At 70.7% G+C, this 24,981-nt stretch carries 20 protein-coding genes and 1 tRNA gene; 11 read left to right on the forward strand and 10 right to left on the reverse strand.

The features are described from left to right. Window positions 1-129: 129 nt before the first annotated feature. The 9 genes from ACQEVM_RS26220 (at window position 130) to ACQEVM_RS26260 (ending at window position 10,030) form a co-directional block, all read left to right on the forward strand. Entirely contained in the window at window positions 130-2,400 is a 2,271-nt protein-coding gene (locus ACQEVM_RS26220) for an FdhF/YdeP family oxidoreductase (RefSeq protein WP_433082972.1), read from the forward strand. Window positions 2,401-2,458: 58 nt separating this feature from the next. Next, window positions 2,459-2,917: a PaaI family thioesterase gene (locus ACQEVM_RS26225; RefSeq protein WP_433082974.1), complete on the forward strand. Its 459-nt coding sequence runs from the start codon at window positions 2,459-2,461 to the stop codon at window positions 2,915-2,917. A 56-nt stretch (window positions 2,918-2,973) separates the two neighbouring features. Next, on the forward strand, window positions 2,974-3,375 hold the full coding sequence (locus ACQEVM_RS26230; RefSeq protein WP_433082976.1) for a hypothetical protein: 402 nt from the start codon (window positions 2,974-2,976) through the stop codon (window positions 3,373-3,375). Beyond that, entirely contained in the window at window positions 3,372-4,016 is a 645-nt protein-coding gene (locus ACQEVM_RS26235; protein WP_433082978.1) for a Tat pathway signal sequence domain protein, read from the forward strand. The genes ACQEVM_RS26230 and ACQEVM_RS26235 overlap by 4 nt, the downstream gene beginning before the upstream one ends. A gap of 299 nt (window positions 4,017-4,315) precedes the next feature. Next, entirely contained in the window at window positions 4,316-5,548 is a 1,233-nt protein-coding gene (locus ACQEVM_RS26240) for a branched-chain amino acid ABC transporter substrate-binding protein (RefSeq protein WP_433082980.1), read from the forward strand. A gap of 116 nt (window positions 5,549-5,664) precedes the next feature. Further along, window positions 5,665-6,594 (forward strand): branched-chain amino acid ABC transporter permease, encoded by a 930-nt coding sequence (locus ACQEVM_RS26245; protein WP_053684891.1) that lies wholly within the window; start codon window positions 5,665-5,667, stop codon window positions 6,592-6,594. Window positions 6,595-6,599: 5 nt separating this feature from the next. Beyond that, window positions 6,600-8,420 carry a branched-chain amino acid ABC transporter permease gene (locus ACQEVM_RS26250; protein WP_433082982.1) on the forward strand — a complete coding sequence of 607 codons (1,821 nt, stop codon included), beginning with the start codon at window positions 6,600-6,602 and terminating at the stop codon, window positions 8,418-8,420. A gap of 3 nt (window positions 8,421-8,423) precedes the next feature. Continuing rightward, entirely contained in the window at window positions 8,424-9,317 is an 894-nt protein-coding gene (locus ACQEVM_RS26255; protein ID WP_053684895.1) for an ABC transporter ATP-binding protein, read from the forward strand. After that, on the forward strand, window positions 9,314-10,030 hold the full coding sequence (locus ACQEVM_RS26260; protein WP_053684897.1) for an ABC transporter ATP-binding protein: 717 nt from the start codon (window positions 9,314-9,316) through the stop codon (window positions 10,028-10,030). Before ACQEVM_RS26255 ends, ACQEVM_RS26260 begins: the two co-directional genes overlap by 4 nt. A 67-nt stretch (window positions 10,031-10,097) precedes the next feature. Here the strand turns inward: ACQEVM_RS26260 and ACQEVM_RS26265 are convergent, their stop codons facing one another. Continuing rightward, complete coding sequence (locus ACQEVM_RS26265) at window positions 10,098-10,775, reverse strand: ANTAR domain-containing response regulator (RefSeq protein ID WP_433082985.1); 678 nt, start codon at window positions 10,773-10,775, stop codon at window positions 10,098-10,100. 77 nt (window positions 10,776-10,852) lie between these two features. Here ACQEVM_RS26265 and ACQEVM_RS26270 point away from each other — a divergent pair. Beyond that, window positions 10,853-10,925: transfer RNA gene (locus tag ACQEVM_RS26270), tRNA-Leu, on the forward strand. 294 nt (window positions 10,926-11,219) lie between these two features. Here the strand turns inward: ACQEVM_RS26270 and ACQEVM_RS26275 are convergent. From ACQEVM_RS26275 to ACQEVM_RS26290, 4 genes are all read right to left on the reverse strand, one after another. Next, the gene (locus ACQEVM_RS26275; RefSeq protein WP_433082987.1) at window positions 11,220-11,678 is read right to left on the reverse strand and encodes a MarR family transcriptional regulator; all 459 of its coding nucleotides are present in this window, start codon (window positions 11,676-11,678) and stop codon (window positions 11,220-11,222) included. A 154-nt stretch (window positions 11,679-11,832) separates the two neighbouring features. Next, window positions 11,833-13,260, reverse strand: a complete 1,428-nt coding sequence (gene pyk, locus ACQEVM_RS26280; RefSeq protein WP_053684901.1) for a pyruvate kinase — start codon at window positions 13,258-13,260, stop codon at window positions 11,833-11,835. 193 nt (window positions 13,261-13,453) lie between these two features. Next, complete coding sequence (locus ACQEVM_RS26285; RefSeq protein ID WP_433082989.1) at window positions 13,454-14,152, reverse strand: SIMPL domain-containing protein; 699 nt, start codon at window positions 14,150-14,152, stop codon at window positions 13,454-13,456. 84 nt (window positions 14,153-14,236) lie between these two features. Continuing rightward, the gene (locus tag ACQEVM_RS26290; protein WP_433082991.1) at window positions 14,237-15,526 is read right to left on the reverse strand and encodes a ricin-type beta-trefoil lectin domain protein; all 1,290 of its coding nucleotides are present in this window, start codon (window positions 15,524-15,526) and stop codon (window positions 14,237-14,239) included. A gap of 278 nt (window positions 15,527-15,804) precedes the next feature. Here ACQEVM_RS26290 and ACQEVM_RS26295 point away from each other — a divergent pair, with 278 nt between their 5' ends. Next, on the forward strand, window positions 15,805-17,604 hold the full coding sequence (locus tag ACQEVM_RS26295; protein WP_433082993.1) for a bifunctional metallophosphatase/5'-nucleotidase: 1,800 nt from the start codon (window positions 15,805-15,807) through the stop codon (window positions 17,602-17,604). A gap of 131 nt (window positions 17,605-17,735) precedes the next feature. On the opposite strand, the gene ACQEVM_RS26300 is transcribed toward ACQEVM_RS26295, so the two are convergent. From ACQEVM_RS26300 to ACQEVM_RS26320, 5 genes are all read right to left on the reverse strand, one after another. Continuing rightward, entirely contained in the window at window positions 17,736-19,145 is a 1,410-nt protein-coding gene (locus ACQEVM_RS26300) for a lysine N(6)-hydroxylase/L-ornithine N(5)-oxygenase family protein (RefSeq protein ID WP_433082995.1), read from the reverse strand. Then, entirely contained in the window at window positions 19,142-20,539 is a 1,398-nt protein-coding gene (locus ACQEVM_RS26305) for a pyridoxal phosphate-dependent decarboxylase family protein (RefSeq protein ID WP_433082997.1), read from the reverse strand. Before ACQEVM_RS26305 ends, ACQEVM_RS26300 begins: the two co-directional genes overlap by 4 nt. Before the next feature lie 169 nt (window positions 20,540-20,708). Beyond that, on the reverse strand, window positions 20,709-23,222 hold the full coding sequence (gene pepN / locus ACQEVM_RS26310) for an aminopeptidase N (protein WP_433082999.1): 2,514 nt from the start codon (window positions 23,220-23,222) through the stop codon (window positions 20,709-20,711). A gap of 32 nt (window positions 23,223-23,254) precedes the next feature. Continuing rightward, complete coding sequence (locus tag ACQEVM_RS26315; protein ID WP_266946961.1) at window positions 23,255-23,575, reverse strand: chorismate mutase; 321 nt, start codon at window positions 23,573-23,575, stop codon at window positions 23,255-23,257. 103 nt (window positions 23,576-23,678) lie between these two features. Further along, window positions 23,679-24,851, reverse strand: a complete 1,173-nt coding sequence (locus ACQEVM_RS26320; protein WP_433083001.1) for a sensor histidine kinase — start codon at window positions 24,849-24,851, stop codon at window positions 23,679-23,681. Window positions 24,852-24,981 lie beyond the last annotated feature (130 nt).

Raw genomic sequence — 24,981 nt, forward strand, 5'->3', positions numbered from 1 at the left:
GGCCCGCCCCCGCAGCGGGCGGGCCCGGCGGGCGGGCGCACCGTCGGCGGGCGGGCGCGGGCGTGACAGGATCGGAGGAGTACTCGGATGGACGCAGCGGCGCCGCTGCGATGCTCGAAGGGGAGCGACATGGCCACCAAGCCGCCCGCAGGTGATCCCGTACAGGACGCGCCCCGGATCGCGCCCCCGGCGCATGCCGCCGCCGGGCTGCCGGCCATCGGGCACACGCTGCGGATCGCGCAGCAGCAGATGGGGCTGGCCCGTACCGCGCGGACCCTCCTCAAGGTCAACCAGAAGGACGGCTTCGACTGTCCGGGCTGCGCGTGGCCCGAGGGCGACAAGCGGCACACCGCGGAGTTCTGCGAGAACGGCGCGAAGGCCGTCGCGGAGGAGGCCACGCTGCGCCGGGTCACGCCCGAGTTCTTCGCGGCGCACCCGCTCGCCGACCTGGAGCGGCGCTCCGGCTACTGGCTGGGGCAGCAGGGGCGGATCACGGAGCCGATGCTGCTGCCCGAGGGCGGCGACCGGTACGAGCCGGTGAGCTGGGAGCGGGCGTTCGCGATCATCGCGGAGGAGCTGACGGCGCTCGACTCCCCCGACGAGGCCCTCTTCTACACCTCGGGGCGCACGAGCAACGAGGCGGCGTTCCTCTTCCAGCTCTTCGCCCGCGAGTTCGGCACCAACAACCTGCCGGACTGTTCCAACATGTGCCACGAGTCCTCGGGCTCGGCGCTGAACGAGACCATCGGCATCGGCAAGGGCAGCGTCTCCCTGGAGGACCTCCACCAGGCCGAGTTGATCATCGTCGCCGGGCAGAACCCGGGTACCAACCACCCGCGCATGCTCTCCGCCCTGGAGCGGGCCAAGTCCGCCGGCGCGAAGATCATCTCGGTGAATCCGCTGCCCGAGGCCGGCATGGAGCGGTTCAAGAACCCGCAGACCCCCCTCGGCATGCTCCGCGGCACCGCCCTCAACGACCTGTTCCTCCAGATCCGCATCGGCGGCGACCAGGCCCTCTTCCGGCTCCTCAACAAGCTGGTCATCGAGACCGACGGCGCCACCGACGAGGAGTTCATCCGCGAGCACACCCACGGGTACGAGGAGCTCGCGGCGGCGGCCGCGAAGACCGACTGGGACGAGACCCTCACCGCCACCGGCCTCACCCGCCCGGAGATCGAGAGCGCCCTGGCCATGATCCTGGCCTCGAAGCGGACGATCGTCTGCTGGGCCATGGGCCTCACCCAGCACAAGCACTCCGTCGCCACCATCCGCGAGGTCGTCAACCTCCTCCTGCTGCGCGGCGACATCGGCCGTCCCGGCGCCGGCGTCTGTCCCGTCCGCGGCCACTCCAACGTGCAGGGCGACCGCACCATGGGCATCTTCGAGCGGCCCGCACCGGCCTTCCTCGACGCCCTCGACCGGGAATTCGGCATCACCTCGCCCCGCCGGCACGGCTTCGACGTGGTCCGCTCCATCGAGGCGCTGCGCGACGGCGAGGCCAGGGTCCTCTTCGCCATGGGCGGCAACTTCGTCGGCGCCACCCCGGACACCGACGTCACCGAGGCCGCGATCCGCCGCGCCTCCCTGACCGTCCACGTCTCCACCAAGCTCAACCGCTCCCACGCGGTCACCGGCCGGCGGGCCCTGATCCTGCCCACCCTCGGCCGCACCGACAAGGACGTCCAGGCGGCGGGCAGGCAGTTCGTCACCGTCGAGGACTCCATGGGCATGGTCCACTCCTCCCGGGGCAACCTCGCCCCCGCCTCCCCGCACCTGCTCTCCGAGCCCGCCATCGTGGCCCGACTGGCCCGCGCGGTCCTGGGCGCCTCCTCGGCCACCCCGTGGGAGGGGTTCGAGCAGGACTACGGGACCATCCGCGACCGGATCTCCCGCGTGGTCCCCGGCTTCGAGGACTTCAACGCGCGCGCCGCCCGCCCCGAGGGGTTCCGGTTGCCGCACGCCCCGCGCGACGAGCGCCGCTTCCCCACGAAGACCGGCAAGGCGAACTTCACGGCCGCGCCCGTGGAGTACCCCCGCGTCCCCGAGGGGCGGCTGCTGCTCCAGACCCTGCGCTCGCACGACCAGTACAACACCACGATCTACGGCCTCGACGACCGTTACCGGGGCATCACCGGCGGCCGTCGCGTCGTCATGGTCAACCCGCTCGACGCGGCCGAGCTGGGCCTCGTCGACGGCGCGTACACCGACATCGTCGGCGAGTGGAAGGACGGCGTGGAGCGGCGCGCCCCCGGCTTCCGGATCGTCCACTACCCGACGGCCCGCGGGTGCGCCGCCGCCTACTACCCGGAGACCAACGTGCTGGTCCCCCTCGACTCCACCGCGGACACCAGCAACACCCCCGCGAGCAAGTCCGTCGTCGTGCGCTTCGAACCGGCCTGATAGAACGACTCCAGGACAAGATGGTTAACGAACGTTGACACACGAACGGAGCCGGCCCATGGGCGAGCAGCACGCTGTGAAGTTCCCGCAGGAGGTCCTCGACGAGTACACGGCCATGGGCATCGACCTGCCCTCGCTGTTCTCGGCGGGCCACCTCGGCGAACGCATGGACATCCGCATCCTGGAGGCCTCGGCCGACAAGGTCGTCGCCACCATGCCCGTCGAGGGCAACACCCAGCCCTACGGACTTCTGCACGGCGGCGCCTCCGCCGTCCTCGCCGAGACCCTCGGCTCCATCGGCGCGATGATGCACGGCGGCATCAACAAGATCGCCGTCGGCGTCGACCTGAACTGCACCCACCACCGGGGTGCCCGCTCCGGCCTGGTCACCGGCGTCGCCACGCCCGTCCACAAGGGCCGCTCCACCACCACGTTCGAGATCGTCATCACCGACGACCAGGACAAGCGCGTCTGCACCGCCCGCCTCACCTGCCTGCTGCGCGACACGAACTCGTAACAGCGTTTCCGCCACCGGCCGTTGTGCGCTTCCCGGCGCCGGTCTAGCGTTCCCGCATGGGATCCGGACCGGCGCCGCCGCGCGCCGCGGCCGCCTGGGCGACGACGGCGCTCCTGGCCGCCGCCCTCCTCGGCTGCGGTGGCGGGAGCGGGCCGTCCGCCGACGCCCCGACTCCCGCCGCCACCCCGCCCCAACGGCTGTGCGCCGACCTGATCACGGCCTGGGCCGGGGTGCTCCTCGACGCCGGGGACGGCAGGGACGCCGTCGGCCTCGACTACCAGGCCATGGGGCTGTCCGGCGACCAGTACGAGATCCTGCGCGCCGTCCTCGACGGGGCCCGCGCCGTACGGCGGGACGAAGGCGCGCCGGCGGGACGCGCGTTCGGCGCCCGCGAGGCGGAGCGGCGCTGCGCGGAGCGCCACCGCTCCGGCACCCCGACCGACGGGCCCTGGCGATGAGCGGCGGCATCGGTCCGGTAGAGCCCGGCGAGGGCACCGCGGGCCGGGAGGGCCACGAGGGTCCGGACAGCGGACGCCCCGGGCCCGCCGCCGCCCGATGGGCCCGCGCCCGTTACGCGCGCCACCGGCGGGCCGTCCTGGCCCTGGGCGGGCTGACCTGCGCGGCCGTGCTGGCCGCGGGCGCCGTCCGGTTGTACGCGGACCGGCCGCGGCCCGTGCCGTACGTTCCTCCGGCGCCGTCCCAGGTGGTGTCCCTGACGTACCTCGAACCCGTGGAACCCGGCCCGGTGGACGCGGCCTTCGCGTTCACTGTCCGTGTGCGGAACGCCTCCGCGGACCCCGTCGCGGTGGAGGGCATCGACCAGCCTTCACGGGCACTGAGGGTGCTGATCCGGCCACCGCTGCCGGTCACGGTGGGTGCGGGGGAAGAGCGCGAGGTCGTCGTCCGCATTCTGGCGACCGACTGCGTGCATGTGGCACGGAATTCCGGACTCCCTTTCCTGGAAGTAACCCTCAGTAATGGATTTCGGAAAGAGCGGCACAGTTACATCCCGGGTGACCGATATGCCAGGGACCTCTCCGTCGCGCTGACCAGGGCCTGTCCCGAAGATCGAGACATGACGAACGCCCCGCCGTCATGAGCAAAACCCCCCAGACACCTGGAAAGTCAGTACTTAAACCGGCCCATGCTCCTGCCGCATCTCAGCATGCGGACAAGACGAACCGGCCGGAATTCCCCCGTTCCACCCACAGAGATCCGCTATGTATTACGCCGTGGCATAACAAGAGAGTCACATCATTGGCCTCAGCCCTCCATAACGTCCGAAGTCCCGCTTAGAGTCACGGCCAGTCACCGCGCCACCGGATTCCTTTCAGTTCGGTTCCCCGCGTTCGACACGGTGCGTCCCACGGGGGACGCAGTGCCAGGAAAGGACTGATCGTGCGTCAGCGTTCTCTCATTGCCGTGACCGCCGCGCTCGCCGCGGGCGCCCTCACCCTCACCGCCTGTGGCTCCCGCGACGACAAGGGTGGTGACTCCGCCGGCGGCGCCACCGCCACGGTCGTCATCGGCGTCGACGCCCCGCTCACCGGTGACCTCTCGGCCCTCGGCCTCGGCATCCGCAACTCCGTCGACCTCGCGGTGCGCCAGGCCAACGAGAAGAAGACCGTCCCCGGCGTCACCTTCAAGATCGAGGCGCTGGACGACCAGGCGCAGGCCTCTTCCGGCCAGCAGAACGCCACCAAGCTCACCGCCAACAAGGACGTCGTCGGCGTCGTCGGCCCGCTGAACTCCTCGGTCTCCGAGTCGATGCAGAAGGTCTTCGACGACGCCAAGCTCGTCCAGATCTCCCCCGCCAACACGAGCCCCTCCCTCTCGCAGGGACCCAAGTGGGCCACCGGCGAGAAGACCCGCACCTACAAGAGCTACTTCCGCACCGCCACCACGGACGCCATCCAGGGCCCGTTCGCGGCGCAGTACCTCTTCAACAAGGCGGGCAAGAAGAAGGTCTTCATCATCGATGACAAGAAGACCTACGGCGCCGGCCTCGCCGGAACCTTCAAGGGCGAGTTCACCAAGCTCGGCGGCGCCGTCGCCGGCGAGGGCCACATCGACCCCGAGTCCAAGGACTTCTCGGCCGTCGTGACCCAGGTCAAGAGCTCCGGCGCCGACGTCGTCTACTACGGCGGCGAGTACCCGGCGGCCGGCCCGCTCAGCAAGCAGATCAAGGCCTCCGGCGCCAACATCCCGCTCGTCGGCGGTGACGGCATCTACGACAAGAAGTACGTCGAGCTCGCCGGCGCCGGCGCCGTGGGCGACTTCGCCACCTCGGTCGGCGCGCCGGTCGAGAGCCTGCCCTCCGCCAAGGAGTTCATCGCCAACTACACCAAGGCCGGCTTCAAGGAGCCCTTCGCCGCCTACGGCGGTTACTCCTACGACTCCGCCTGGGCGATCATCGAGGGCGTCAAGGCCGCCGTCGCCGCCAACGACGGCAAGCTCCCCACCGACGCCCGCGCCAAGGTCCTCGAAGCCGTCCAGAAGGTCTCCTTCGACGGCGTGACCGGCAAGGTCTCCTTCGACGAGTTCGGTGACGCGACCAACAAGCAGCTCACCGTCTACAAGGTCGAGGGCGCCGACTGGAAGTCCGTCGAGTCCGGCACCTTCGGCGGCTGATCCCACCCGCCGGCCTCTGATCACCAGCCTGCCGGCACACCATCTCTGCCGCGCGGGGCGCGCACCATAGCGCCCCGCGCGGTGTCACATCCGTCGAAAGACTCGGAGGACCTGCGGTGCACGAACTGCCGCAACAGCTGGTCAACGGCCTGCTACTGGGATCCATGTACGGGCTCGTCGCCATCGGCTACACGATGGTCTATGGCATTGTCCAGCTCATCAACTTCGCCCACGGCGAGATCTTCATGACCGGTGGGTTCGGAGCCCTCACGGTCTGGCTGATGCTCCCCACCGGCACCACCATGTGGGTCGCTCTGCCCCTCATGCTCATAGGCGCGGTCTTCGTGGCCACCACCATCGCCGTCGCGGCGGAACGCTTCGCGTACCGGCCCCTGCGCAGCGCACCCCGCCTCGCCCCCCTCATCACCGCCATCGGCCTCTCCATCGCCCTCCAGCAGGCGGTATGGGCCTGGTTCCCCGGCGCCACGAGCTCCCTGGTCTTCCCCGAGATCCCCGGCGGCCCCTTCCACCTGGGCAGCATCACCATCCAGACCGGTGACGTCTTCCTCATGATCGCCGCCCCCGTGTCCATGGCCTTCCTCGGCTTCTTCGTCAAGAAGACCCGTACCGGCCGCGGCATGCAGGCGACCGCACAGGACCCCGACACCGCCAAGCTCATGGGCATCAACACGGACCGCATCATCACCACCGCGTTCGCCCTCGGAGCCGTCTTCGCCGCAGTCGGCGCGGTCGCCTACGGCCTCAAGTACGGCGAAGTCCAGTTCAAGATGGGCTTCCTGCTCGGCCTCAAGGCCTTCACCGCGGCCGTCCTCGGCGGCATCGGCAACATCTACGGCGCCATGGTCGGCGGTCTCGTCCTCGGTCTCGCCGAAACCCTGACCACCGCCTACGTCGCCGACATCCCCGGCTTCGAACAGCTCGGCGGCCAGTCCTGGGGCAACACCTGGGCGTTCGTACTTCTCATCCTCGTGCTCCTCTTCCGGCCTCAAGGCCTGCTGGGCCAGCGCGTGGCGGACAGGGTGTGACAACCATGACGACCATCACCGCGGAAACCGCGACGACGACCACCGCACCGCAGAACAAGGGCTTCATCCCCCTCTCCGAGAAGACGGGCCGCGCCCTCGCCACCGCCGGCGGCGCCCTCACCGTCGTCTCCGCCTTCCTCGCCTGGACCTGGACCGCCGCCTTCCCCGGAGACCTCACCGTCTACGGCTACCCCGGCGGCATGCAGTGGCTCGTCCTCATCGGCGGCGCCCTCACCACCCTGTTCGCCCTCGCCTCCTACGGGGTCAAGGGCCTGGGCTGGATCGCCCCCGCAGGCACCGACGCGGCCATCAAGCTCGCCGCCCTCGCCGCCTTCGTCACCACCTGGTACACCGCCATCGCGATCGTGGTCGAGCTCGGCGCACTCGTCGACCTCGAACCCGGTGCGGGCATCGCCGCCCTCGCCAGCCTCGTCGCGGTCATCGGCGCCTTCGCGCTCCCCTTCGAGCGCCCCGCGCTCGAAGGCCCCGACCCGGACGACGGCGACTGGGACAAGTTCAAGCACAACGCCGGAAACCGCTGGACGACCTTCAAGGCCGCCTTCGTCTCCGGCCCCGTCAAGCCGGCCCGCGTGCTCCCCGCCTGGGTCGAGATCCTCCTCATCGCCACCGTCCTCGGCCTCGCCCTCACGGTGTTCACGTACGGCATCACCACCCCGTACCAGGAGCTCTTCGTCGGCTTCCTGATCACGGCCGGATTCGGCGCCGCCGCGATCAACAAGGCGGGCCTCATGGCCCGTCTGAGCACCCTCACCGCCCGGCACCGCAACGTCGCCCTCGTCGGCGCCTTCGCCGCCGCGGCCGCCTTCCCCCTCACCCAGACCGACGACCAGTACGCGAACCTCGGCGTCAACATCCTGATCTTCGCCACCGTCGCACTCGGCCTGAACATCGTGGTCGGCCTCACCGGCCTCCTCGACCTGGGATACGTCGCCTTCCTCGGTGTCGGTGCCTACACCGCCGCCCTGGTCTCCGGCTCGCCCAACTCCCCCTTCGGAGTGCACTTCCCCTTCTGGGCCGCACTCCTCGCCGGCGCCGTCGCATCAATGGTCTTCGGTGTCCTCATCGGCGCCCCCACCCTGCGCCTGCGCGGCGACTACCTCGCCATCGTCACCCTCGGCTTCGGTGAGATCTTCCGCATCTCCATGAACAACCTCGACGGTGTCTCCGGCCCCGACATCACCAACGGGCCCAACGGCATCGCCAACATCCCGAACATCAACATCCTCGGGTTCGACTTCGGCGCGGCACACACCATCGCCGGATTCACCATCGGCAGGTTCGCGAACTACTTCCTGCTGATGCTGCTCATCACCCTGATCGTGGTCCTGGTCTTCCGCCGCAGCGCCGAATCCCGCATCGGCCGCGCCTGGGTCGCCATCCGCGAGGACGAGACCGCCGCCGAGGCCATGGGCATCAACGGCTTCCGCGTCAAGCTCATCGCCTTCGCCCTCGGCGCCACCCTGGCCGGCCTCGCCGGCGCCGTCCAGGCCCACGTCCAGTACACGGTCACCCCCGACCAGTACACCTTCGCCAACGCCGTGCCCCCGAACTCCGCGTTCCTGCTCGCCGCGGTGGTCCTCGGCGGCATGGGCACCATCTCCGGACCCCTCGTCGGCGGATCGCTGCTCTTCCTGATCCCCAACAAGCTCCAGTTCCTGGGCGAGTACCAGCTCCTCGTCTTCGGTGTCGCACTCATCGTCCTGATGCGCCTGCGCCCCGAGGGCCTCATCCCCAACAAGCGCAACCAGCTCGAACTCCACGACTCGCTGGAAGCGCCCACAGTCCTCGGTAAGGCAGGGGTCTGACCCATGACGACCACCACCACCGACACCCCCGACACCCCCGCCGTCACCACGGCGGAGACCGTCCTCGACGCACGCGGCGTCACGATGCGCTTCGGCGGCCTCACCGCCGTCAAGAACGTCGACCTGACCGTCCGCAGCGGCGAGATCGTCGGACTCATCGGCCCCAACGGCGCCGGCAAGACCACCTTCTTCAACTGCCTCACCGGCCTCTACATCCCCACCGAGGGTGAAGTCCGGTACAAGGGCACGGTCCTGCCCCCCAAGTCGTTCAAGGTCACCGCGGCCGGTGTCGCCCGCACCTTCCAGAACATCCGTCTCTTCAACAACATGACGGTCCTGGAGAACGTCCTCGTCGGACGCCACACCCGCACCAAGGTGGGCCTCTGGTCCGCCCTGCTGCGCCTCCCGAGCTTCGGCCGGGAGGAAGCGGCCAGCCGCGACAAGGCGATGGAGCTCCTCACGTTCATCGGCCTGGAGCACAAGGCCGACCACCTCGCGCGGAACCTGCCCTACGGCGAGCAGCGCAAGCTGGAGATCGCCCGCGCGCTCGCCAGCGACCCCGGTCTCATCCTCCTGGACGAGCCCACCGCCGGCATGAACCCGCAGGAGACCCGGACCACCGAGGAACTCATCTTCGCGATCCGGGACATGGGCATCGCCGTCCTCGTCATCGAGCACGACATGCGCTTCATCTTCAACCTCTGCGACCGCGTGGCCTGTCTCGTCCAGGGCGAGAAGCTCATCGAGGGCACCGCCACCGAGGTCCAGAGCGACGAGCGCGTCATCGCCGCCTACCTCGGCGAACCCTTCGAAGGCGCCCCCGGCGCCGAGGAAGTCGCGGAGGTCGAGGCCGCCGAGGCGCACAGCACCACCAGCACGGACGGAGAAGACCGGTGACCGCACTCCTGGAGGTCGAGGACCTCCGCGTCGCCTACGGCAAGATCGAAGCCGTCAAGGGCATCTCGTTCAGCGTCGACGCCGGCCAGATCGTCACCCTCATCGGCACGAACGGCGCGGGCAAGACCACCACCCTGCGCACGCTGTCGGGCCTGATCAAACCGCGCGGCGGCCAGATCAAGTTCCAGGGCAAGTCGCTCAAGAAGATCCCCGCGCACGACATCGTCGCGCTCGGGCTCGCCCACTCCCCCGAGGGGCGGCACATCTTCCCGCGCATGACCATCGAGGACAACCTCCTGCTCGGCGCCTTCCTCCGCAAGGACAAGGAAGGCATCCAGCAGGACGTCCAGCGCGCCTACGACCTCTTCCCCATCCTGGGCGAACGTCGCAAGCAGGCCGCCGGCACCCTCTCGGGCGGCGAGCAGCAGATGCTCGCCATGGGCCGCGCGCTCATGTCCCGCCCGAAGCTGCTCATGCTCGACGAGCCCTCCATGGGCCTCTCCCCGATCATGATGCAGAAGATCATGGCCACCATCGCCGAACTCAAGTCACAGGGCACCACCATCCTGCTCGTCGAGCAGAACGCCCAGGCGGCGCTCTCCCTCGCCGACAAGGGCCACGTGATGGAGATCGGCAAGGTCGTCCTCTCCGGACCCGGCCGTGAACTGCTCGTCAACGAGGACGTCCGCAAGGCGTACCTCGGCGAGGACTGATCCCGGCACCACATGCGTGAGGCCCGCCACCGGATCCCGGTGGCGGGCCTCACGCGTACCCGGGCACTCAGCCCTTCGCGGCGTTCTTCTTCTCCTCGGCGTCCTCGATGACCGCCTCGGCGACCTGCTGCATCGACATGCGGCGGTCCATGGACGTCTTCTGGATCCACCGGAACGCGGCCGGCTCCGTCAGCCCGTACTGGGTCTGCAGGATGCTCTTCGCCCGGTCCACCAGCTTGCGGGTCTCCAGCCGCAGCGAGAGGTCCGCGACCTCCTTCTCCAGCGCCCGCAGCTCCGCGAACCGGGACACGGCCATCTCGATGGCGGGCACCACGTCGCTCTTGCTGAACGGCTTCACCAGGTACGCCATGGCCCCCGCGTCGCGGGCCCGCTCGACCAGGTCGCGCTGCGAGAAGGCGGTCAGCATCAGGACCGGGGCGATGGACTCCTCGGCGATCTTCTCGGCCGCGGAGATCCCGTCGAGGACGGGCATCTTCACGTCGAGGATCACCAGGTCGGGGCGGTGCTCGCGGGCCAGGTCCACGGCGGTCTGGCCGTCACCGGCCTCGCCGACGACGGAGTAGCCCTCCTCTTCGAGCATCTCCTTGAGGTCGAGACGGATGAGCGCCTCGTCCTCGGCGATGACGACGCGCGTCGTCAGCGGCGGAACGTGCGACTGGTCGGCGTCGGGCGTGGGCGTCGACTCGTGCTCGGCGGTCACGGAGGGCTCCTCGTTGCGGGGCATAACAAGCTCCCCTGAGCCTACCCAGCTGCGGTATGTTTGCGGCACGGAGGGTCTTCTGTATCCTCTGTTTCGAAGGGGCCCCGGTAGCCCAGTGGTAGAGGCGATGGATTCAAAACCCATTCAGCGTCGGTTCGAATCCGACTCGGGGCACTCTCCTTCATATTGAAGGGCGCGAGCGGATTTGAGCGATCTTCACTCGTCACGGTGAACGAACCTTCGAGTCTCGACGGACCGGACGAAGAACGTCGAAGCCCGCACGTGTGGAACACCACCCGTTCGATACGTGAACGTGCTCTCCCCCTCAGCAGCGTGTCCGTCGCCTGGAGGGAATCCGTCGCGCTGGTGGACGCGCACATCGGGCCGACGCATCGAGGAGCGCCGCTCGCCCAGGTCCTGTCGTCGAAGTGGCGCCGGTAGGGCCGGGCGAGACTTCGACGACAGGGCCTAGGACGGCAGCTCCCCGTCCCCTCCCAGGTTGGCGACCATGCGGCGCAGGACGTCGATCGTGGCGGCGTAGGCGGCGGTGTCGATGCCCTCGCGCATCCGCGCGTGGACGGCCGCGTTGCGGTCGTGGGCGCGCAGGCGGCCGGCTTCGCCCTCGACGGTGAGGGTCAGCGCGCCGGCGGTCTCGACGAGCCAGCCGCGGGCGATCAGGTCGGCGTGGACCGCCTCGAAGTCGGTGCCCTCGTCGGCGTAGCGGGTCAGTTTCTCGGTGAGGGCGGGGCGTTGCCAGGCGGCGGGGGCGCCGGCGACGTGGTTGAGGATCCACCAGTGGGGTTGGGTGAGGTCCTCTTCGGCGAGGGCGGCGCGCAGGCCTCCGACGACGTGTTGGGCGGCCTCGGCGCTCCAGTGGCCGATGGGCTGGGCGGCGAGTTGCTCCTGGGTGTACTGCGTGATCGTCATGTTCCGGAGCCTAGGAACTCAAGTGGACTTGAGGTCAAGGGTCCGCCGCGGTGGGGCGGCGCGCGGTGGCGGTGACCGCGTCGGGCGGGCCCGACGCGGTGCGGTGCGTTCGTCGTGCGGGTGTGGTGCGTGTGGTGCGGTGGCCCGGTCCGGGTCAGCGGACGGGGTCGCCGATGTGGTGGACGCGGACGAGGTTGGTGGAGCCGGTGACGCCGGGGGGTGAGCCGGCGGTGATGACGACGATGTCGCCGGGAACGCAGCGTCCGATGCGCAGGAGTTCCTCCTCGACCTGGGCGACCATGGCGTCGGTGGAGTCGACGTGGGGACCGAGGAAGGTCTCGACGCCCCAGGTGAGGTTGAGTTGGGAACGGGTGGCGGAGTCGGGGGTGAAGGCGAGGAGGGGAATGGGCGAGCGGTAGCGGGAGAGTCGGCGGACGGTGTCCCCGCTCTGGGTGAACGCGACGAGGAACTTGGCGCCGAGGAAGTCGCCCATCTCGGCGGCGGCGCGTGCCACGGCTCCGCCCTGGGTGCGGGGCTTGTTGCGGTCGGTGAGGGGCGGGAGGCCCTTGTCGAGGATGTCCTCTTCGGCGGCTTCGACGATGCGGGCCATGGTGGCGACGGTTTCGATGGGGTACTTGCCCACGCTGGTCTCGCCGGAGAGCATGACCGCGTCGGTGCCGTCGATGACGGCGTTGGCGACGTCGGAGGCCTCGGCGCGGGTGGGGCGGGAGTTCTCGATCATCGAGTCGAGCATCTGGGTGGCGACGATGACGGGCTTGGCGTTGCGCTTGGCGAGTTTGACGGCGCGCTTCTGGACGATGGGGACCTGTTCGAGGGGCATTTCGACGCCGAGGTCGCCGCGGGCGACCATGATGCCGTCGAAGGCGGCGACGATGTCGTCGATGTTCTCGACGGCCTGGGGCTTCTCGATCTTGGCGATGACGGGGAGGCGTCGGCCTTCCTCGTCCATGATGCGGTGGACGTCGTCGATGTCGCGGCCACTGCGGACGAAGGAGAGGGCGATGACGTCGGCGCCGGTGCGCAGGGCCCAGCGGAGGTCTTCGATGTCCTTCTCGGAGAGGGCGGGGACGGAGACGGCGACGCCGGGGAGGTTGAGTCCCTTGTGGTCGGAGACCATGCCGCCTTCGATGACGAGGGTGCGGACGCGGGGTCCGTCGACGTCGATGACCTGGAGGGTGACGCGTCCGTCGTCGACGAGGATGCGTTCGCCGATGGAGACGTCGGCCGCGAGGCCCTTGTAGGTGGTGCCGCAGGTGTGCCGGTCGCCTTCGTGGTCCTCGACGGTGATGGTGAACTCGTCGCCGCGTTCAAGGAGTACGGGGCCTTCGAGAAAGCGGCCGAGGCGGATCTTCGGGCCTTGAAGGTCGGCGAGGACGCCGACGCTGCGGCCGGTCTCGTCGGAGGCCTTGCGCACGCGGTGGTAGCGCTCCTCGTGTTCGGCGTAGGTGCCGTGGCTGAGGTTGAGGCGGGCGATGTCCATTCCGACTTCGACCAGGGCTTTGATCTGGTCGTATGAGTCGGTGGCGGGGCCCAGGGTACATACGATTTTTGCTCGACGCATGAGTCGAGCGTATGCCCCTACCAGGCAGTAGGAAATTAGTTCCGGGTGTCCACTCAACAACCTTTGGGCGAAAGCTTGTTGACATTACTTGAATGTGCGTGGGGGTGCTCTGATGAGCACCCCCGAAGCACCGTTCGCGTGGGCCGGCGCGGGGGTCGGGGCGGGTGCCCCTCCCCCGGCGGGAGCGCGTCGTTCAGAGTTGCGGCGGGGTCATGGTGAAGCGGGCGTTGACCTGGGCGTACACGGTCTGCCGCTGGGGTTCGAGGTCCAGGGGCGGGGCGGTGGCGTCCTCGGCGGCGCTGAAGGCCATGGTGCGCATGCCGCCGCCGGCCTGCGGGTAGGGCGAGGCGTTCTCGGCGCCGAGGTCGGCGAGTTCGACGAGGGCGGAGAGGTTGGCGCCGAGGGCCTCGGCGTATTCGCGGGCGCGCTGGACGGCTTCGAGCACCGCTTGGCGGCGGGCCTGGCCGTGGGCGGGCGAGGTGGGGCGCAGGGCCCACCAGGGGCCGTCGACGCTGGTGAGTTCGAGGTCGGCGAGGCGGGTGGTGAGTTCGCCGAGGGTGGTGAAGTCGTTGAGTTCGGCCGTGATGGTGACGCGCCCGTGGTAGGCGCGGATGCGTTCGCCGCGGCCGTGGCGGGTCAGTTCGGGGGTGATGGAGAAGGTGCCGGTTTCGAGCTTCTCGACGGGGTCGCCGTAGCCCTTGATGAGGTCGAGGACGGCGGTGTTGCGGCGGGTGAGGTCTTCGAGTGCGGAGCGGCGGTCGGTGCCGCGGGCGCTGACGGTGATGCCGATGCGGGCGATCTCGGGGTCGACTTCGATGCGGGCTTCGCCGCAGACGGCGACGCGGGGTACCTCGGGGGTTCCGTACGGCTGGGGTGTGGCGTCGTGAGTCATGGTTTCACTGTCGCACTGTCGCCCGGGGTGTGACGGAAGGCCGGGGCCTCCTTCGGCCCCGGGCCCGGCAGGTTCCGCGAGGATCTAGGGGGCGGTCCATTTCTGGTTGGGGGTTCCGCCGCAGGTCCAGATCTGGAGGCGGGTTCCGTTGGCGGGGTTGTTGCCCGTGACGTCGAGGCATTTGTTCGCCTGGGGATTGACGATGTCGCGTGCGGCGGGGAGGGCCCAGCGTTGGGCGGGGGTGCCGTTGCAGTCGTAGAGCTGGACGGGGGCGCCGTCGGCGGTGGAGCCGGCGGTCACGTCGAGGCACTTGCCGAGGGCGCGGAGGGTGCCGTCGGCGGCGACGGTCCATTGCTGCGCGGGGGTGCCGTTGCAGTCGTGGAGTTGGACCGGGGTGCCGTTGGCGGGGTTGGCGCCCGCCACGTCGACGCATTTGCCGGCGAGGCCGGTGACGGGGCCGGTGCGGCCGGTTCCGCTGTCGGAGGTGGTGACGCGGACGTGGTCGACGACGAGTTGCTGCGGGAAGGTGGTGCCGGCGTCGGGGTCGCCGGGCCAGTAGCCGCCGACGGCGAGGTTGAGGATCAGGAAGAAGGGCTTGTTGAAGGCCCAGGCGCGACCGCCGAGGTCGGCGGGGGTGCGGCGCTGGTAGACGGTGCCGTCGACGGACCAGGTGACGGAGTCGGGGGCCCAGTCGACGGCGAAGGTGTGGAAGGCGTCGGCGAAGGCCTGGCCGCCGGGGAGGGTGTAGGCGGCGCCGATGCCGCCGGAGCCGGAGTAGCCGGGCCCGTGGAGGGTTCCGTGGACGGTGGAGGGTTCGAAGCCGACGTTCTCCATGACGTCGATCTCGCCGGAGGCGGGCCAGCCGACCTGGCCGATGTCGTCGCCGAGCATCCAGAAGGCGGGCCACATGCCTTGGCCGCGCGGGACCTTGAGTCGGGCTTCGACGTGTCCGTGGGTCTGGGTGAAGCGGCCGGCGGTGTTGAGTCGGGCCGAGGTGTACTCGCAGCGTCCGTACCAGCAGGAGTGGTTGGCGGGGTTCTCGCGGCGGGCGGTGATGACGAGGTGGCCTTGGCCGTCGAGGGCGGCGTTGGCGTTGCCGGCGGTGTAGTACTGCCGTTCGTGGTTGTTGACGTTGTCGCCGGTCTCGGTCTGCCATTTGGCCGGGTCGGGGGCGGTCCCGGCGGGGCCGTCGAAGGTGTCGGAGAAGCCGGCGGCCGCGGTGGTGATCGCGGCGGGTCCGGCGGATGCGAGGACGGCGGATGCGGGGACGGGGGTTTCGCCGGCGGCGGTCGAGGGGGCGGTGACGGCGCTCCAGCACAGGAGGGCGAGGGCGCATAAGGCGGTGGCGCGCAGGGATGTGGTGCGTGGGGGCACGTGATCACTTCACTTCTCGTGGGGGGCGGCGGGGGGTATCGAGAAAGCGGGGATTAGGCATGCGCATGACAAGTACACCCACGGAGGGAGCGTGGAACGTCCGTGCGCTGCTTAGTTCAAGACTTGATTGAAGTCGCGTGGGACCGGGTGCGTCAAGACGCGCGCGTCGACCCGACGGTGCGTCGGTCACCGGATCGCAACCTGCCGGGGGTGTTGCGCATTGTTACCCGTGGGTCAGAATCTACGCGCGTTGTTCACGCCTCAAAAGGGGAGATGGCATGGCGTTCGACCGTAGGACTTTCATCGGCAGCACGGCGGCGACGGGTGCGGCCGTGGCGTTGGCGGGGGCCACGAGCTCCCCGGCCGCCGCCCAGGAGGGCTCGAAGGGGTCCGCTCCGCGGACCTACTCGTTCACGGTGATGGGTACGACCGACCTGCACGGAAACGTTTTCAACTGGGACTACTTCACGGACAAGGAGTTCGACGACAAGGCGCACAACGACGTCGGTCTGGCGAAGATCTCCACGCTGGTGAACCGGGTGCGGGCGCAGAAGGGTCGGCGCAACACGCTGCTGATCGACGCCGGTGACACGATCCAGGGCACCCAGCTTTCGTACTACTACGCGAAGGTCGACCCGATCACGGCGCGTCGCGGTCCGGTGCACCCGATGGCTCAGGCGATGAACGCGATCGGGTACGACGCGGCGGCGCTGGGCAACCACGAGTTCAACTACGGGATCCCCGTGCTGCGCAAGTTCGAGGAGCAGTGCGACTTCCCGTTGTTGGGGGCGAACGCGCTGGACGCGAAGACGCTGCGGCCGGCGTTCCCGCCGTACAGCGTCCACCGGTTGCGGACCCCTTGTGGGCGGGACGTGAAGGTGGCGGTGCTGGGGCTGACGAACCCGGGCATCGCGATCTGGGACAAGGCCAACGTGCAGGGGAAGATGACGTTCCCGGGGCTGGAGGAGCAGGCGGCGAAGTACGTGCCGAAGCTGCGGTCGATGGGCGCGGACGTGGTGATCGTGTCGGCGCACTCGGGTTCGAGCGGTACGTCCAGTTACGGGGACCAGTTGCCGCACATCGAGAACGCGGCGGGTCTGGTGGCCGAGCAGGTGCCGGGGATCGACGCGATCCTGGTGGGTCACGCGCACACGGAGATCCCGGAGTACCGGGTGAAGAACAAGGCGACCGGCAAGGACGTGGTGCTGTCGGAGCCGTTGAAGTGGGGGCAGCGGCTGACGCTGTTCGACTTCGAGCTGACGTGGTCGAAGGGCTGCTGGTCGGTGGCGAAGGTGTCGGCGCAGGTGCTGAACTCGAACGAGGTGGCGGAGGACCCGAAGATCGTCCGGCTGCTGTCGGACGAGCACCGCAAGGTCGTCGGTTACGTGAACCAGGTGATCGGGACGTCGACGCAGGCGATGTCCTCGGCGGACGGCCCGGTCAAGGACGTGCCGATCATCGATCTGATCAACCACGTGCAGGCGGAGACGGTGAAGGCCGCGCTGGCGGGCGGCGAGTGGGCGGCGCTGCCGGTGCTGTCGCAGGCCTCGTGCTTCTCGCGGACGGCGGCGATCCCGGCCGGGCAGGTCACGATCAAGGACGCCGCGGGGCTGTACCCGTTCGAGAACACGCTGGAGGCGCGGCTGCTGACGGGCGCGCAGGTGAAGGACTACCTGGAGTACTCGGCTCGGTACTACGTGCAGACGGCTCCGGGGGCGCCGGTGGACCCTGCGAAGCTGACGAACGCGGAGAGCATCCCGGACTACAACTACGACGCGGTGTACGGGCTGACGTACGACGTGGACGTCGCGCAGCCCGTGGGGTCGCGGATCACGGGGCTGTCCTTCCAGGGGAAGGCGGTGGATCCGGCGGCGCGGTTCGTGCTCGCGGTGAACAACTACCGGGCCTCGGGTGGCGGCAACTTCCCGCACGTCCCGCAGGCCAGGCAGTTGTGGGCCAACTCGGACGAGATCCGCAACGTGATCATCCAGTGGGTGAAGGCGAAGGGGACGGTGGATCCGGCGCAGTTCGCCTCGGTGGACTGGCGGCTGACGCGGGCCGGGGTGCCGGTCTTCTAGTCGGCGGTCCGTGCGGGCCGGCCGGGTCGTGTCGTCGAAGTGCCGCGGGTAGGACGGACTTCGACGACGGAGCCTGGGCCCTGTCGTCGAAGTGGCGCCGGTAGGGCCCGGCGAGACTTCGACGACGGGGCCTAGGGGTGTTCGACCAGCGGGAGCAGTTCGCCCGCGGGATGGGGGCGGGTGTGCTCCCGCTGGTCGAGGCCGAAGGTGGTGAAGGCGGTGCGGGCGGGCTGGGGGTAGGGGTTCTTGCCCGTGAGAGTGTTGAGGATCCCGGCGCTGCGCCAGGCGGCGAGGCCGAGGTCGGGTGCTCCGACGCCGTGGGTGTGGCGTTCGCCGTTCTGGACGAAGACGCTGCCGGTGACGGCGGGGTCGAGGATCATGCGGTGGTGTTCGTCGATGCGGGGGCGGCCGGAGGAGTCCTTGCGCAGGTAGGGGTCGAGTCCTGCGAGGAGGCTGGTGAGGGGCCGTTCGCGGTAGCCGGTGGCGAGGACGACGGCGTCGGTGGTGAGGCGGGAGCGGACGCCTTGTTGTACGTGTTCGAGGTGGAGTTCCACCTTGGTGGTCGCGACGCGGCCGGCGGTGCGGACGCTGACTCCGGGGGTGAGGACGGCGTCGGGCCAGCCTCCGTGGAGGGTACGCCGGTACAGCTCTTCGTGGATGGCCGCGATGGTGGCGGCGTCGATGCCCTTGTGGAGTTGCCATTGGGCGGGGACGAGCCGGTCGCGGACGGGCTCGGGGAGCGCGTGGAAGTAGCGGGTGTAGTCGGGCGTGAAGTGTTCCAGGCCGAGCTTGGAGTACTCCATGGGGGCGAAGGCCTCGGTGCGGGCGAGCCAGGTGAGGCCTTCGCGGCCGGCGGGGCGGGCGCGGAGCAGGTCGAGGAAGACCTCGGCGCCGGACTGCCCGGAGCCGATGACGGTGACGTGTGCGGCGGCCAGGACGCGTTCGCGGTTGTCGAGGTACTCGGAGGAGTGGATGACGGGGACGGTGGGGGCCTCGGCGAGGGGGCGCAGGGGTTCGGGCACGTGGGGGGCGGTGCCGATGCCGAGGACGAGGTTGCGGGTGTGGGCGCGGCCGAGGGCCTCGGCTTCGCCGTCGGTGTCGAGTTGGGTGAAGTCGACTTCGAAGAGGTCGCGTTCGGGGTTCCAGCGGACGGCGTCGACCTGGTGGCCGAAGTGGAGTCCGGGGAGGCGTTCGGCGACCCAGCGGCAGTAGGCGTCGTATTCGGAGCGCTGGATGTGGAGTTGCTCGGCGAAGTAGAAGGGGAAGAGCCGTTCCTTGTGCTTGAGGTGGTTGAGGAAGCTCCACGGGCTCGCGGGGTCGGCGAGGGTGACGAGGTCGGCGAGGAAGGGGACCTGGAGGGTGGCGCCGTCGATGAGGAGTCCGGGGTGCCAGCGGAAGTCCCTGCGCTGGTCGTAGAAGGCGGTGGCGAGTTCGCCGACACCTTGTCTGGGGAGGCCGTCGGCGAGGGCGGCGAGGGACAGGTTGAAGGGTCCGATGCCGATTCCGACGAGGTCGTGGGGGGTGTCGAGGTGCGCGGTCATCGGTGGGTGCTGCCTTCCAGGAGGGTGACGAGGGTGTCCAGGTCCCCCGCCGTGGTGTGGGGGTTGAGCAGGGTGGCCTTGAGCCAGAGGCGGCCGTCGGCGGTGGCGCGGCCGAGTACGGCGGTGCCGTCGAGGAGGAGGGTGCGGCGCAGGCCCGCGAGCTGCTCGTCGTCCATGGGGGTGGGGCGGAAGAGGACGGTGCTGATGGTGGGGTGGGCGTGGAGTTCGAAGCCGGGGTGTGCTTCGAGGAGTTCGGCGAGGTGGTGGGCGGCGGCGCAGGTCCGGTCGATGAGGTCGGCGAGGCCGTCGCGGCCGAGGGAGCGCAGGGTGACGGCGATCTTGAGGATGTCGGGGCGGCGGGTGGTGCGCAGGGAGCGGCCGAGGAGGTCGGGGAGGCCGGCTTCGGTGTCGTCGGTGGCGTTGAGGTAGTCGGCCTGGTGGCCGAGGGGGGTCAGCAGGCGGGTGTCGGGGACGACGAGGAGGCCTGCGGCGACGGGCTGCCAGCCGAGTTTGTGCAGGTCGAGGGTGATGGTGTGGGCGCGGGAGAGCCCGGTGAGCTTGTGGCGGTGGTGGGGGCTCAGCCGCAGGAGGCCTCCGTACGCGGCGTCGACGTGGAGGTCGGCGCCGTGGTGTCGGCAGAGGCCGGCGAGGGGTTCCAGGGGGTCGATGAGTCCCGCGTCGGTGGTGCCGGCGGTGGCGGTGACGAGTACGGGGCCGTCGGCGCGGGTGAGGGCTTCGGCGAGGCGGGCGGGGTCGAGGACGCCGGCGGGGGTGGGGATGGTGACGGTGGGGGGCAGGCCGAGGAGCCAGGCGGCGCGGGGGACGGAGTGGTGGGCGGCCGCTCCGTGGATGACGGTGAGGCGGGGGCCGTGGCGTTCGCGGGCGAGGAGCAGGGCGAGTTGGTTGGCCTCGGTGCCGCCGGTGGTGACGAGGGCGTCGGGGTGGGGGGTGTCGTAGTACTCGGCGGCGAGGGCGCGGGTGAGGAGCGCTTCGAGGGTGGAGGCGGCGGGCGCCTGGTCCCAGGAGTCCATCGAGGGGTTGAGGGCCGCGGCGGCGAGGTCGGCGGCGACCGCGACGGCGAGGGGCGGGCAGTGCAGGTGGGCGGCGCAGAGGGGCTCGGCGGGGTCGGCGGCGCCCGCGGCGAGGGTGTGGACGAGGGTGCGCAGGGCTTCGTGGTCGCCGGCGCCGCGGGTGGGGAGCACGTCGCCCAGTGCGGCGGTGACGCGGGCGGTGACGGCGGTGGGGCCGCCGGCGGGGAGGGGGCCGTCGCGTTCGGCGGCGCCGCCGCGCAGGGCGTCGAGGACGGTGTCGAGGAGGGGCCGCAGGGCGTCGGCGCCGCCGAGGCCTCCCGCGAGCGGGGGCGGCGGTGGCGGGGTGCCGGGCGGCGGGGTCATCCGGTGTCCTTAGCGCAGGCGGGCGGGAACGGCCTGGTCGTTCCCGCCCAGCACAACGATCAGACCCGAATGGGGTAACCGCCGGGGTTTGTCCGCCCGTCCGGTCTCGGCCGGGTGTTCGGTCGGACCGGCCCCGGGGCGTTCCCGTGTGCGGGCCGGTGGCCGGCGGTCAGCCGTTGCCGCGGATGCGCAGGGCGCGGGCGAGGTCGTCGAGCTGGTCGACGAGTTGGCGGCGCAGCAGCGGGATGATGTCGGCGTCGTCCAGGCAGGCGCGGCCGGCGCGGAGGTTGGCCTCGTCGACCGCGTGCGAGGGGAAGGCCCACCGTCCGACGGCCTGGCCGATGGCGGGGCCGCGGCGGGCGCCGAGGGCGACGGCCTCGGGGTAGTAGCGCGGTACGTGGTCCTGGAGGAGTTCGGCCTGTTCGGGCTGCCAGAAGCCGGAGGCGGTGGCCTTGAAGAGGTGGTTGGACAGGGTGTCGTCGTGGAACATGCGTTGCCAGGCGGCTGCCTTGGCCTCGGGGGTGGGGAGCGCGGCGCGGCAGCGGGCGGCGCCTTCTTCCCCGGTGGCGCTGGGGTCGTCGGCGAGGGCGGTGTCGATGTCGGCTTCGGTGACGGCGCCGAGGACGGCGAGCCGGGCGAGGATGCGCCAGCGCAGTTCGGGGTCGAGTTCGGGCCCGCCGGGGACGGTGCCGTCGGCGAGCCAGCCGGCGAGGGTGTCGGGCTGGGTGGCGCTGTCGATGTGGATGCGGACGGCGGCGAGGCGCAGGCCGGGGTCGGAGCCGTCCTCGGTGCGGCGCATCAGGGCGCGGGCGACGGAGGTGAGGGTGGTGAGGGCGGCGGTGCGGCGGCCGGGGGCGACGTAGTGGGCGGCGACGCGGTTGCGGGCGAAGCCGAGGACGCCCTGGACGATCGCGAGGTCGTTCTCCTCGGGGAGGTGGGCGTGTGCGGTCTCCAGGTAGGCCTCGGGGTCGAGTTCGCCGTCGCGGACCATGTCGCGCAGGGAGTTCCAGACCACGGCGCGGGTGAGGGGGCCGGGGATGCGGGACAGGCCGCGCAGGGCGGTTTCCTCGGAGACGGCGTCGAAGCGGATCTTGACGTAGCCGAGGTCCTGGTCGTTGAGGAGGATCAGGTCGGGTCGCGGGCCGCTCGCGGAGACGACGTCGGGGCTCGGGACGTCCAGGTCGAGGTGTTCGCGCAGTTCCAGGTCGCCGGTGGGGTCGCGGTCGTAGAGGCCGACGGTGATGTGGTGGGGGCGGCTGCCGTGGTGGTCGACGGTGAGGGTCCAGCCGGCGTCGCCGTCCTCGACGCGCGGGGTGAGGGTGTCGACGCCGGTGGTGCGCAGCCAGGTGTCGGCCCAGGTGTGGACGTCGCGTTCGGTGTGGGCGGCGAGGGAGTCCACGAAATCGGCGAGGGAGGCGTTGGCGAACTTGTGGCGCGCGAAGTGGGTGTTGATGCCGGCGAGGAAGTCCTTCTCGCCGAGCCAGGCGACGAGTTGGCGCAGGGCCGAGGCGCCCTTGGCGTAGGAGATGCCGTCGAAGTTGAGGAGGGCGGAGGCGGTGTCGGGGACGTCCTCGGGGGCGGGGGCGACGGGGTGGGTGGAGGGGCGCTGGTCGGCCTCGTAGCCCCAGGGCTTGCGCTCCATGCCGAACTCGGTCCAGGTCTGGGTGTAGCCGGTGGCTTCGACGAGGGTCTGGTAGCCCATGTACTCGGCGAAGGACTCGTTGAGCCAGATGTCGTCGAACCAGCGCAGGGTGACGAGGTCGCCGAACCACATGTGGGCCATCTCGTGGGCGATGACCATGGCGCGGCCCTGGCGTTCGGTGTCGGTGACGGCCGAGCGGAAGATGAACTCGTCGCGGAAGGTGACCAGGCCGGGGTTCTCCATGGCGCCGGCGTTGAACTCGGGGACGAAGGCCTGGTCGTAGGAGTCGAACGGGTAGGGCTCGGTGAACTTCTCGTGGTAGCGGTCGAAGCAGGCGGTGGTGACGGAGAGGATCTCGTCGGCGTCGGCGTCGAGGTGGGGGGCGAGGGACTGCCGGCAGTGGAGGGCGAAGGGCAGGCCGGCGTGGTCGGTGCGCACGGTGTGCCAGGGGCCGCCGGCAATCGCGGCGAGGTAGGTGGGGATCTCGGGGGTGGGGGCGGAGGTCCAGGTGCCGGCGCCGTCCTCGGGCCGGTCGGCGCCGCGGGTGGTGATGCCGTTGGCGAGGACGGTCCAGTGGGCGGGGGCGGTGACGGTGAAGGCGAAGACGGCCTTCAGGTCGGGTTGGTCGAAGGCGGGGAAGACCCGCTGGACGTCGTCCAGGAACATCTGGGAGTAGACGTACGCCTCGCCGTCCGCGGGGTCGGTGAAGCGGTGCAGGCCCTCGCCGGTGCGGGAGTAGGTCATGCGGGCGTCGACGCGCAGCTCGTGGGGGCCTTGGGTGAGCCCGGTGAGCGGGAGGCGGTTGTCGGTGAGGCCGGCGGGGTCGAGGGGCCGGCCGTCGAGCTCGACGGAGCGCAGTTCGTCCGGTTTCAGCTCGACGAAGGTGTCACCTGCGGCGCGGGCCGTGAACCGGATGACGGTGGTGGAGGTGAAGGTCTCGTCACCGGTGGTGAGGTCGAGGGTGACGTCGTAGTGGTGGACGTCGAGGAGCCGGGCTCGGAGCTGCGCTTCGTTGCGCGTCAATGCGGACATGGGGCCCATGCTGCCTGATGGGGCGGGCGGGCCCCAGGGGCCTACTCCTCGCCGGCTGCGATCGTCTCGTGGTGGCGGATGACCTCGGCGATGATGAAGTTGAGGAGTTTCTCCGCGAAGGCCGGATCGAGTTTGGCGTTCTCGGCGAGCTGGCGCAGGCGGGCGATCTGGCTGGCCTCGCGGCCGGGGTCGGCGGGGGGCAGTTGGTGGCGGGCCTTGAGGTGGCCGACCTGCTGGGTGCACTTGAAGCGCTCGGCGAGCATGTGGACCACGGCCGCGTCGATGTTGTCGATGCTGTCGCGCAGGCGGGACAGTTCGGCGGTGACGTTCTCGTGGGCCTCGTCGGTGTCGCTGTGGTTCATGGTTCCCGAGAATACGTGGCGCACGCGACGGGTTCCTCGCCACCTCGACCGGTGAGACGGCCGGCGGGGTCGGAGGGGCAGGGCGGGGGCCGAAAGGGCCGGCCTACAGGGCCTGGAGGGGCAGGGTGGCGGTGACGAGCCAGCCGCCTTCGGGGGCGGGGCCGGCGGTGAGGGAGCCGCCGAGGGCCTCGGCGCGTTCGGTCATGCCGACGAGGCCGTAGCCGCCGCCGCGGGCGTTCTCGGAGAGGCGGGCGGGCCGGCCGCCGTCGTCCTCGACGCGTACTTCGAGGCCGGCCGGGACGGTGCGCAGGTCGATGTGGACGGTGGTGGCCGTCGCCGCGTGTTTGCCGATGTTGGTGAGGGCTTCGAGGACGATGCGGTGCGCGGTGGCGGCGACGTCCGCGGGGAGCCGGGTCTCCAGGCCGTCCTCGATGTGGAGGGTGACGGGCGGGCCGGTGACGGCGAAGCGTTCGGTGAGGGCGCGCAGGTCGGCGAGGCCGGCGACGGGGGTGGTCCCGGCGGGTGTGTCGCCTGCGGCGGCGGCCTCGTCGTCGCGGAGGATCCTGACGAGGCGGCGCATGGAGCCGAGGGCCTCGTCGCCGGCGGTCTCGATGCGGCCGAGGATCTCGGCGGCGCGGTCGGCGCCGACTCCGGTGAAGCGGGCGGCGCGGGCCTCGACGACGATGCCGGTGACGTGGTGGGCGACGAGGTCGTGGAGTTCGCGGGCGAGTTCCAGGCGTTCGGCGGTGCGGACGGCGCTCAGTTCGCGGACGCGTTGGACGGACTGGAGGCGCAGGAGCAGGGAGTACGCGCCGACGACGACGGCGAGGACGGAGAAGAGCAGGGTGAACCGGCCGGGGTCGGTGTCGCGGACGGGTACGGCCATGCAGCCGAGGCCGAGGAGGGGGCCGAGGACGGCGGCGGTGCGGGCGGGGGCGCGGAGCAGGACCTGGGAGAGCAGGACGAGCAGGGCGATGGCCTCGCCTGCGCCCCAGACGACGAGGGGGTGGTTGCCGATGATCAGCAGGAGGGTGACGGTCCAGGTGGTGGCGGCGGCGAACCAGGCGCGGGTGAGCAGGGGGATGCGGGGCCAGGGGGCGGCGCTGAGGCACACGAGGATCCCGGACACCCACACGGCGGCGTGCGGGGCGCTGGGCTGACGGGCCAGGACGATGCCTTCGAAGGTGACGAGGCCGAGGAGGACCACCGAGAGGGTGACGCGGAGCAGCCGGGCGGCGCGGGGGTGGCGGCGGGTCCAGGAGGCGAGGGGGCTCATCGCGGCGGGCGCGGCCGGTCGGGGCCGGTACGGGAGGCGAGGCCCCGTCGGGAGGCGGGGGCGGGCCGGGGGCCGGGGCCGGTACGGGCGGCGGGGGCGGGGCGGGGCCGGGCCGCGCCTCCCGACGGGG

Source organism: Streptomyces sp. CA-243310 (assembly GCF_050936775.1).
Taxonomy (GTDB): Bacteria; Actinomycetota; Actinomycetes; order Streptomycetales; family Streptomycetaceae; genus Streptomyces.

What these genes read in the sequence shown, in the direction of transcription:
- ACQEVM_RS26220 (WP_433082972.1), top strand. Translation starts at nt 130, where the DNA reads ATGGCCACCAAGCCGCCCGCAGGTGATCCCGTACAGGACGCGCCCCGG.
- ACQEVM_RS26225 (WP_433082974.1), top strand. Translation starts at nt 2,459, where the DNA reads ATGGGCGAGCAGCACGCTGTGAAGTTCCCGCAGGAGGTCCTCGACGAG.
- ACQEVM_RS26230 (WP_433082976.1), top strand. Translation starts at nt 2,974, where the DNA reads ATGGGATCCGGACCGGCGCCGCCGCGCGCCGCGGCCGCCTGGGCGACG.
- ACQEVM_RS26235 (WP_433082978.1), top strand. Translation starts at nt 3,372, where the DNA reads ATGAGCGGCGGCATCGGTCCGGTAGAGCCCGGCGAGGGCACCGCGGGC.
- ACQEVM_RS26250 (WP_433082982.1), top strand. Translation starts at nt 6,600, where the DNA reads ATGACGACCATCACCGCGGAAACCGCGACGACGACCACCGCACCGCAG.
- ACQEVM_RS26255 (WP_053684895.1), top strand. Translation starts at nt 8,424, where the DNA reads ATGACGACCACCACCACCGACACCCCCGACACCCCCGCCGTCACCACG.
- ACQEVM_RS26265 (WP_433082985.1), bottom strand. Translation starts at nt 10,775, where the DNA reads ATGCCCCGCAACGAGGAGCCCTCCGTGACCGCCGAGCACGAGTCGACG.
- ACQEVM_RS26275 (WP_433082987.1), bottom strand. Translation starts at nt 11,678, where the DNA reads ATGACGATCACGCAGTACACCCAGGAGCAACTCGCCGCCCAGCCCATC.
- pyk (WP_053684901.1), bottom strand. Translation starts at nt 13,260, where the DNA reads ATGCGTCGAGCAAAAATCGTATGTACCCTGGGCCCCGCCACCGACTCA.
- ACQEVM_RS26285 (WP_433082989.1), bottom strand. Translation starts at nt 14,152, where the DNA reads ATGACTCACGACGCCACACCCCAGCCGTACGGAACCCCCGAGGTACCC.
- ACQEVM_RS26295 (WP_433082993.1), top strand. Translation starts at nt 15,805, where the DNA reads ATGGCGTTCGACCGTAGGACTTTCATCGGCAGCACGGCGGCGACGGGT.
- ACQEVM_RS26300 (WP_433082995.1), bottom strand. Translation starts at nt 19,145, where the DNA reads ATGACCGCGCACCTCGACACCCCCCACGACCTCGTCGGAATCGGCATC.
- ACQEVM_RS26305 (WP_433082997.1), bottom strand. Translation starts at nt 20,539, where the DNA reads ATGACCCCGCCGCCCGGCACCCCGCCACCGCCGCCCCCGCTCGCGGGA.
- pepN (WP_433082999.1), bottom strand. Translation starts at nt 23,222, where the DNA reads ATGGGCCCCATGTCCGCATTGACGCGCAACGAAGCGCAGCTCCGAGCC.
- ACQEVM_RS26315 (WP_266946961.1), bottom strand. Translation starts at nt 23,575, where the DNA reads ATGAACCACAGCGACACCGACGAGGCCCACGAGAACGTCACCGCCGAA.
- ACQEVM_RS26320 (WP_433083001.1), bottom strand. Translation starts at nt 24,851, where the DNA reads ATGAGCCCCCTCGCCTCCTGGACCCGCCGCCACCCCCGCGCCGCCCGG.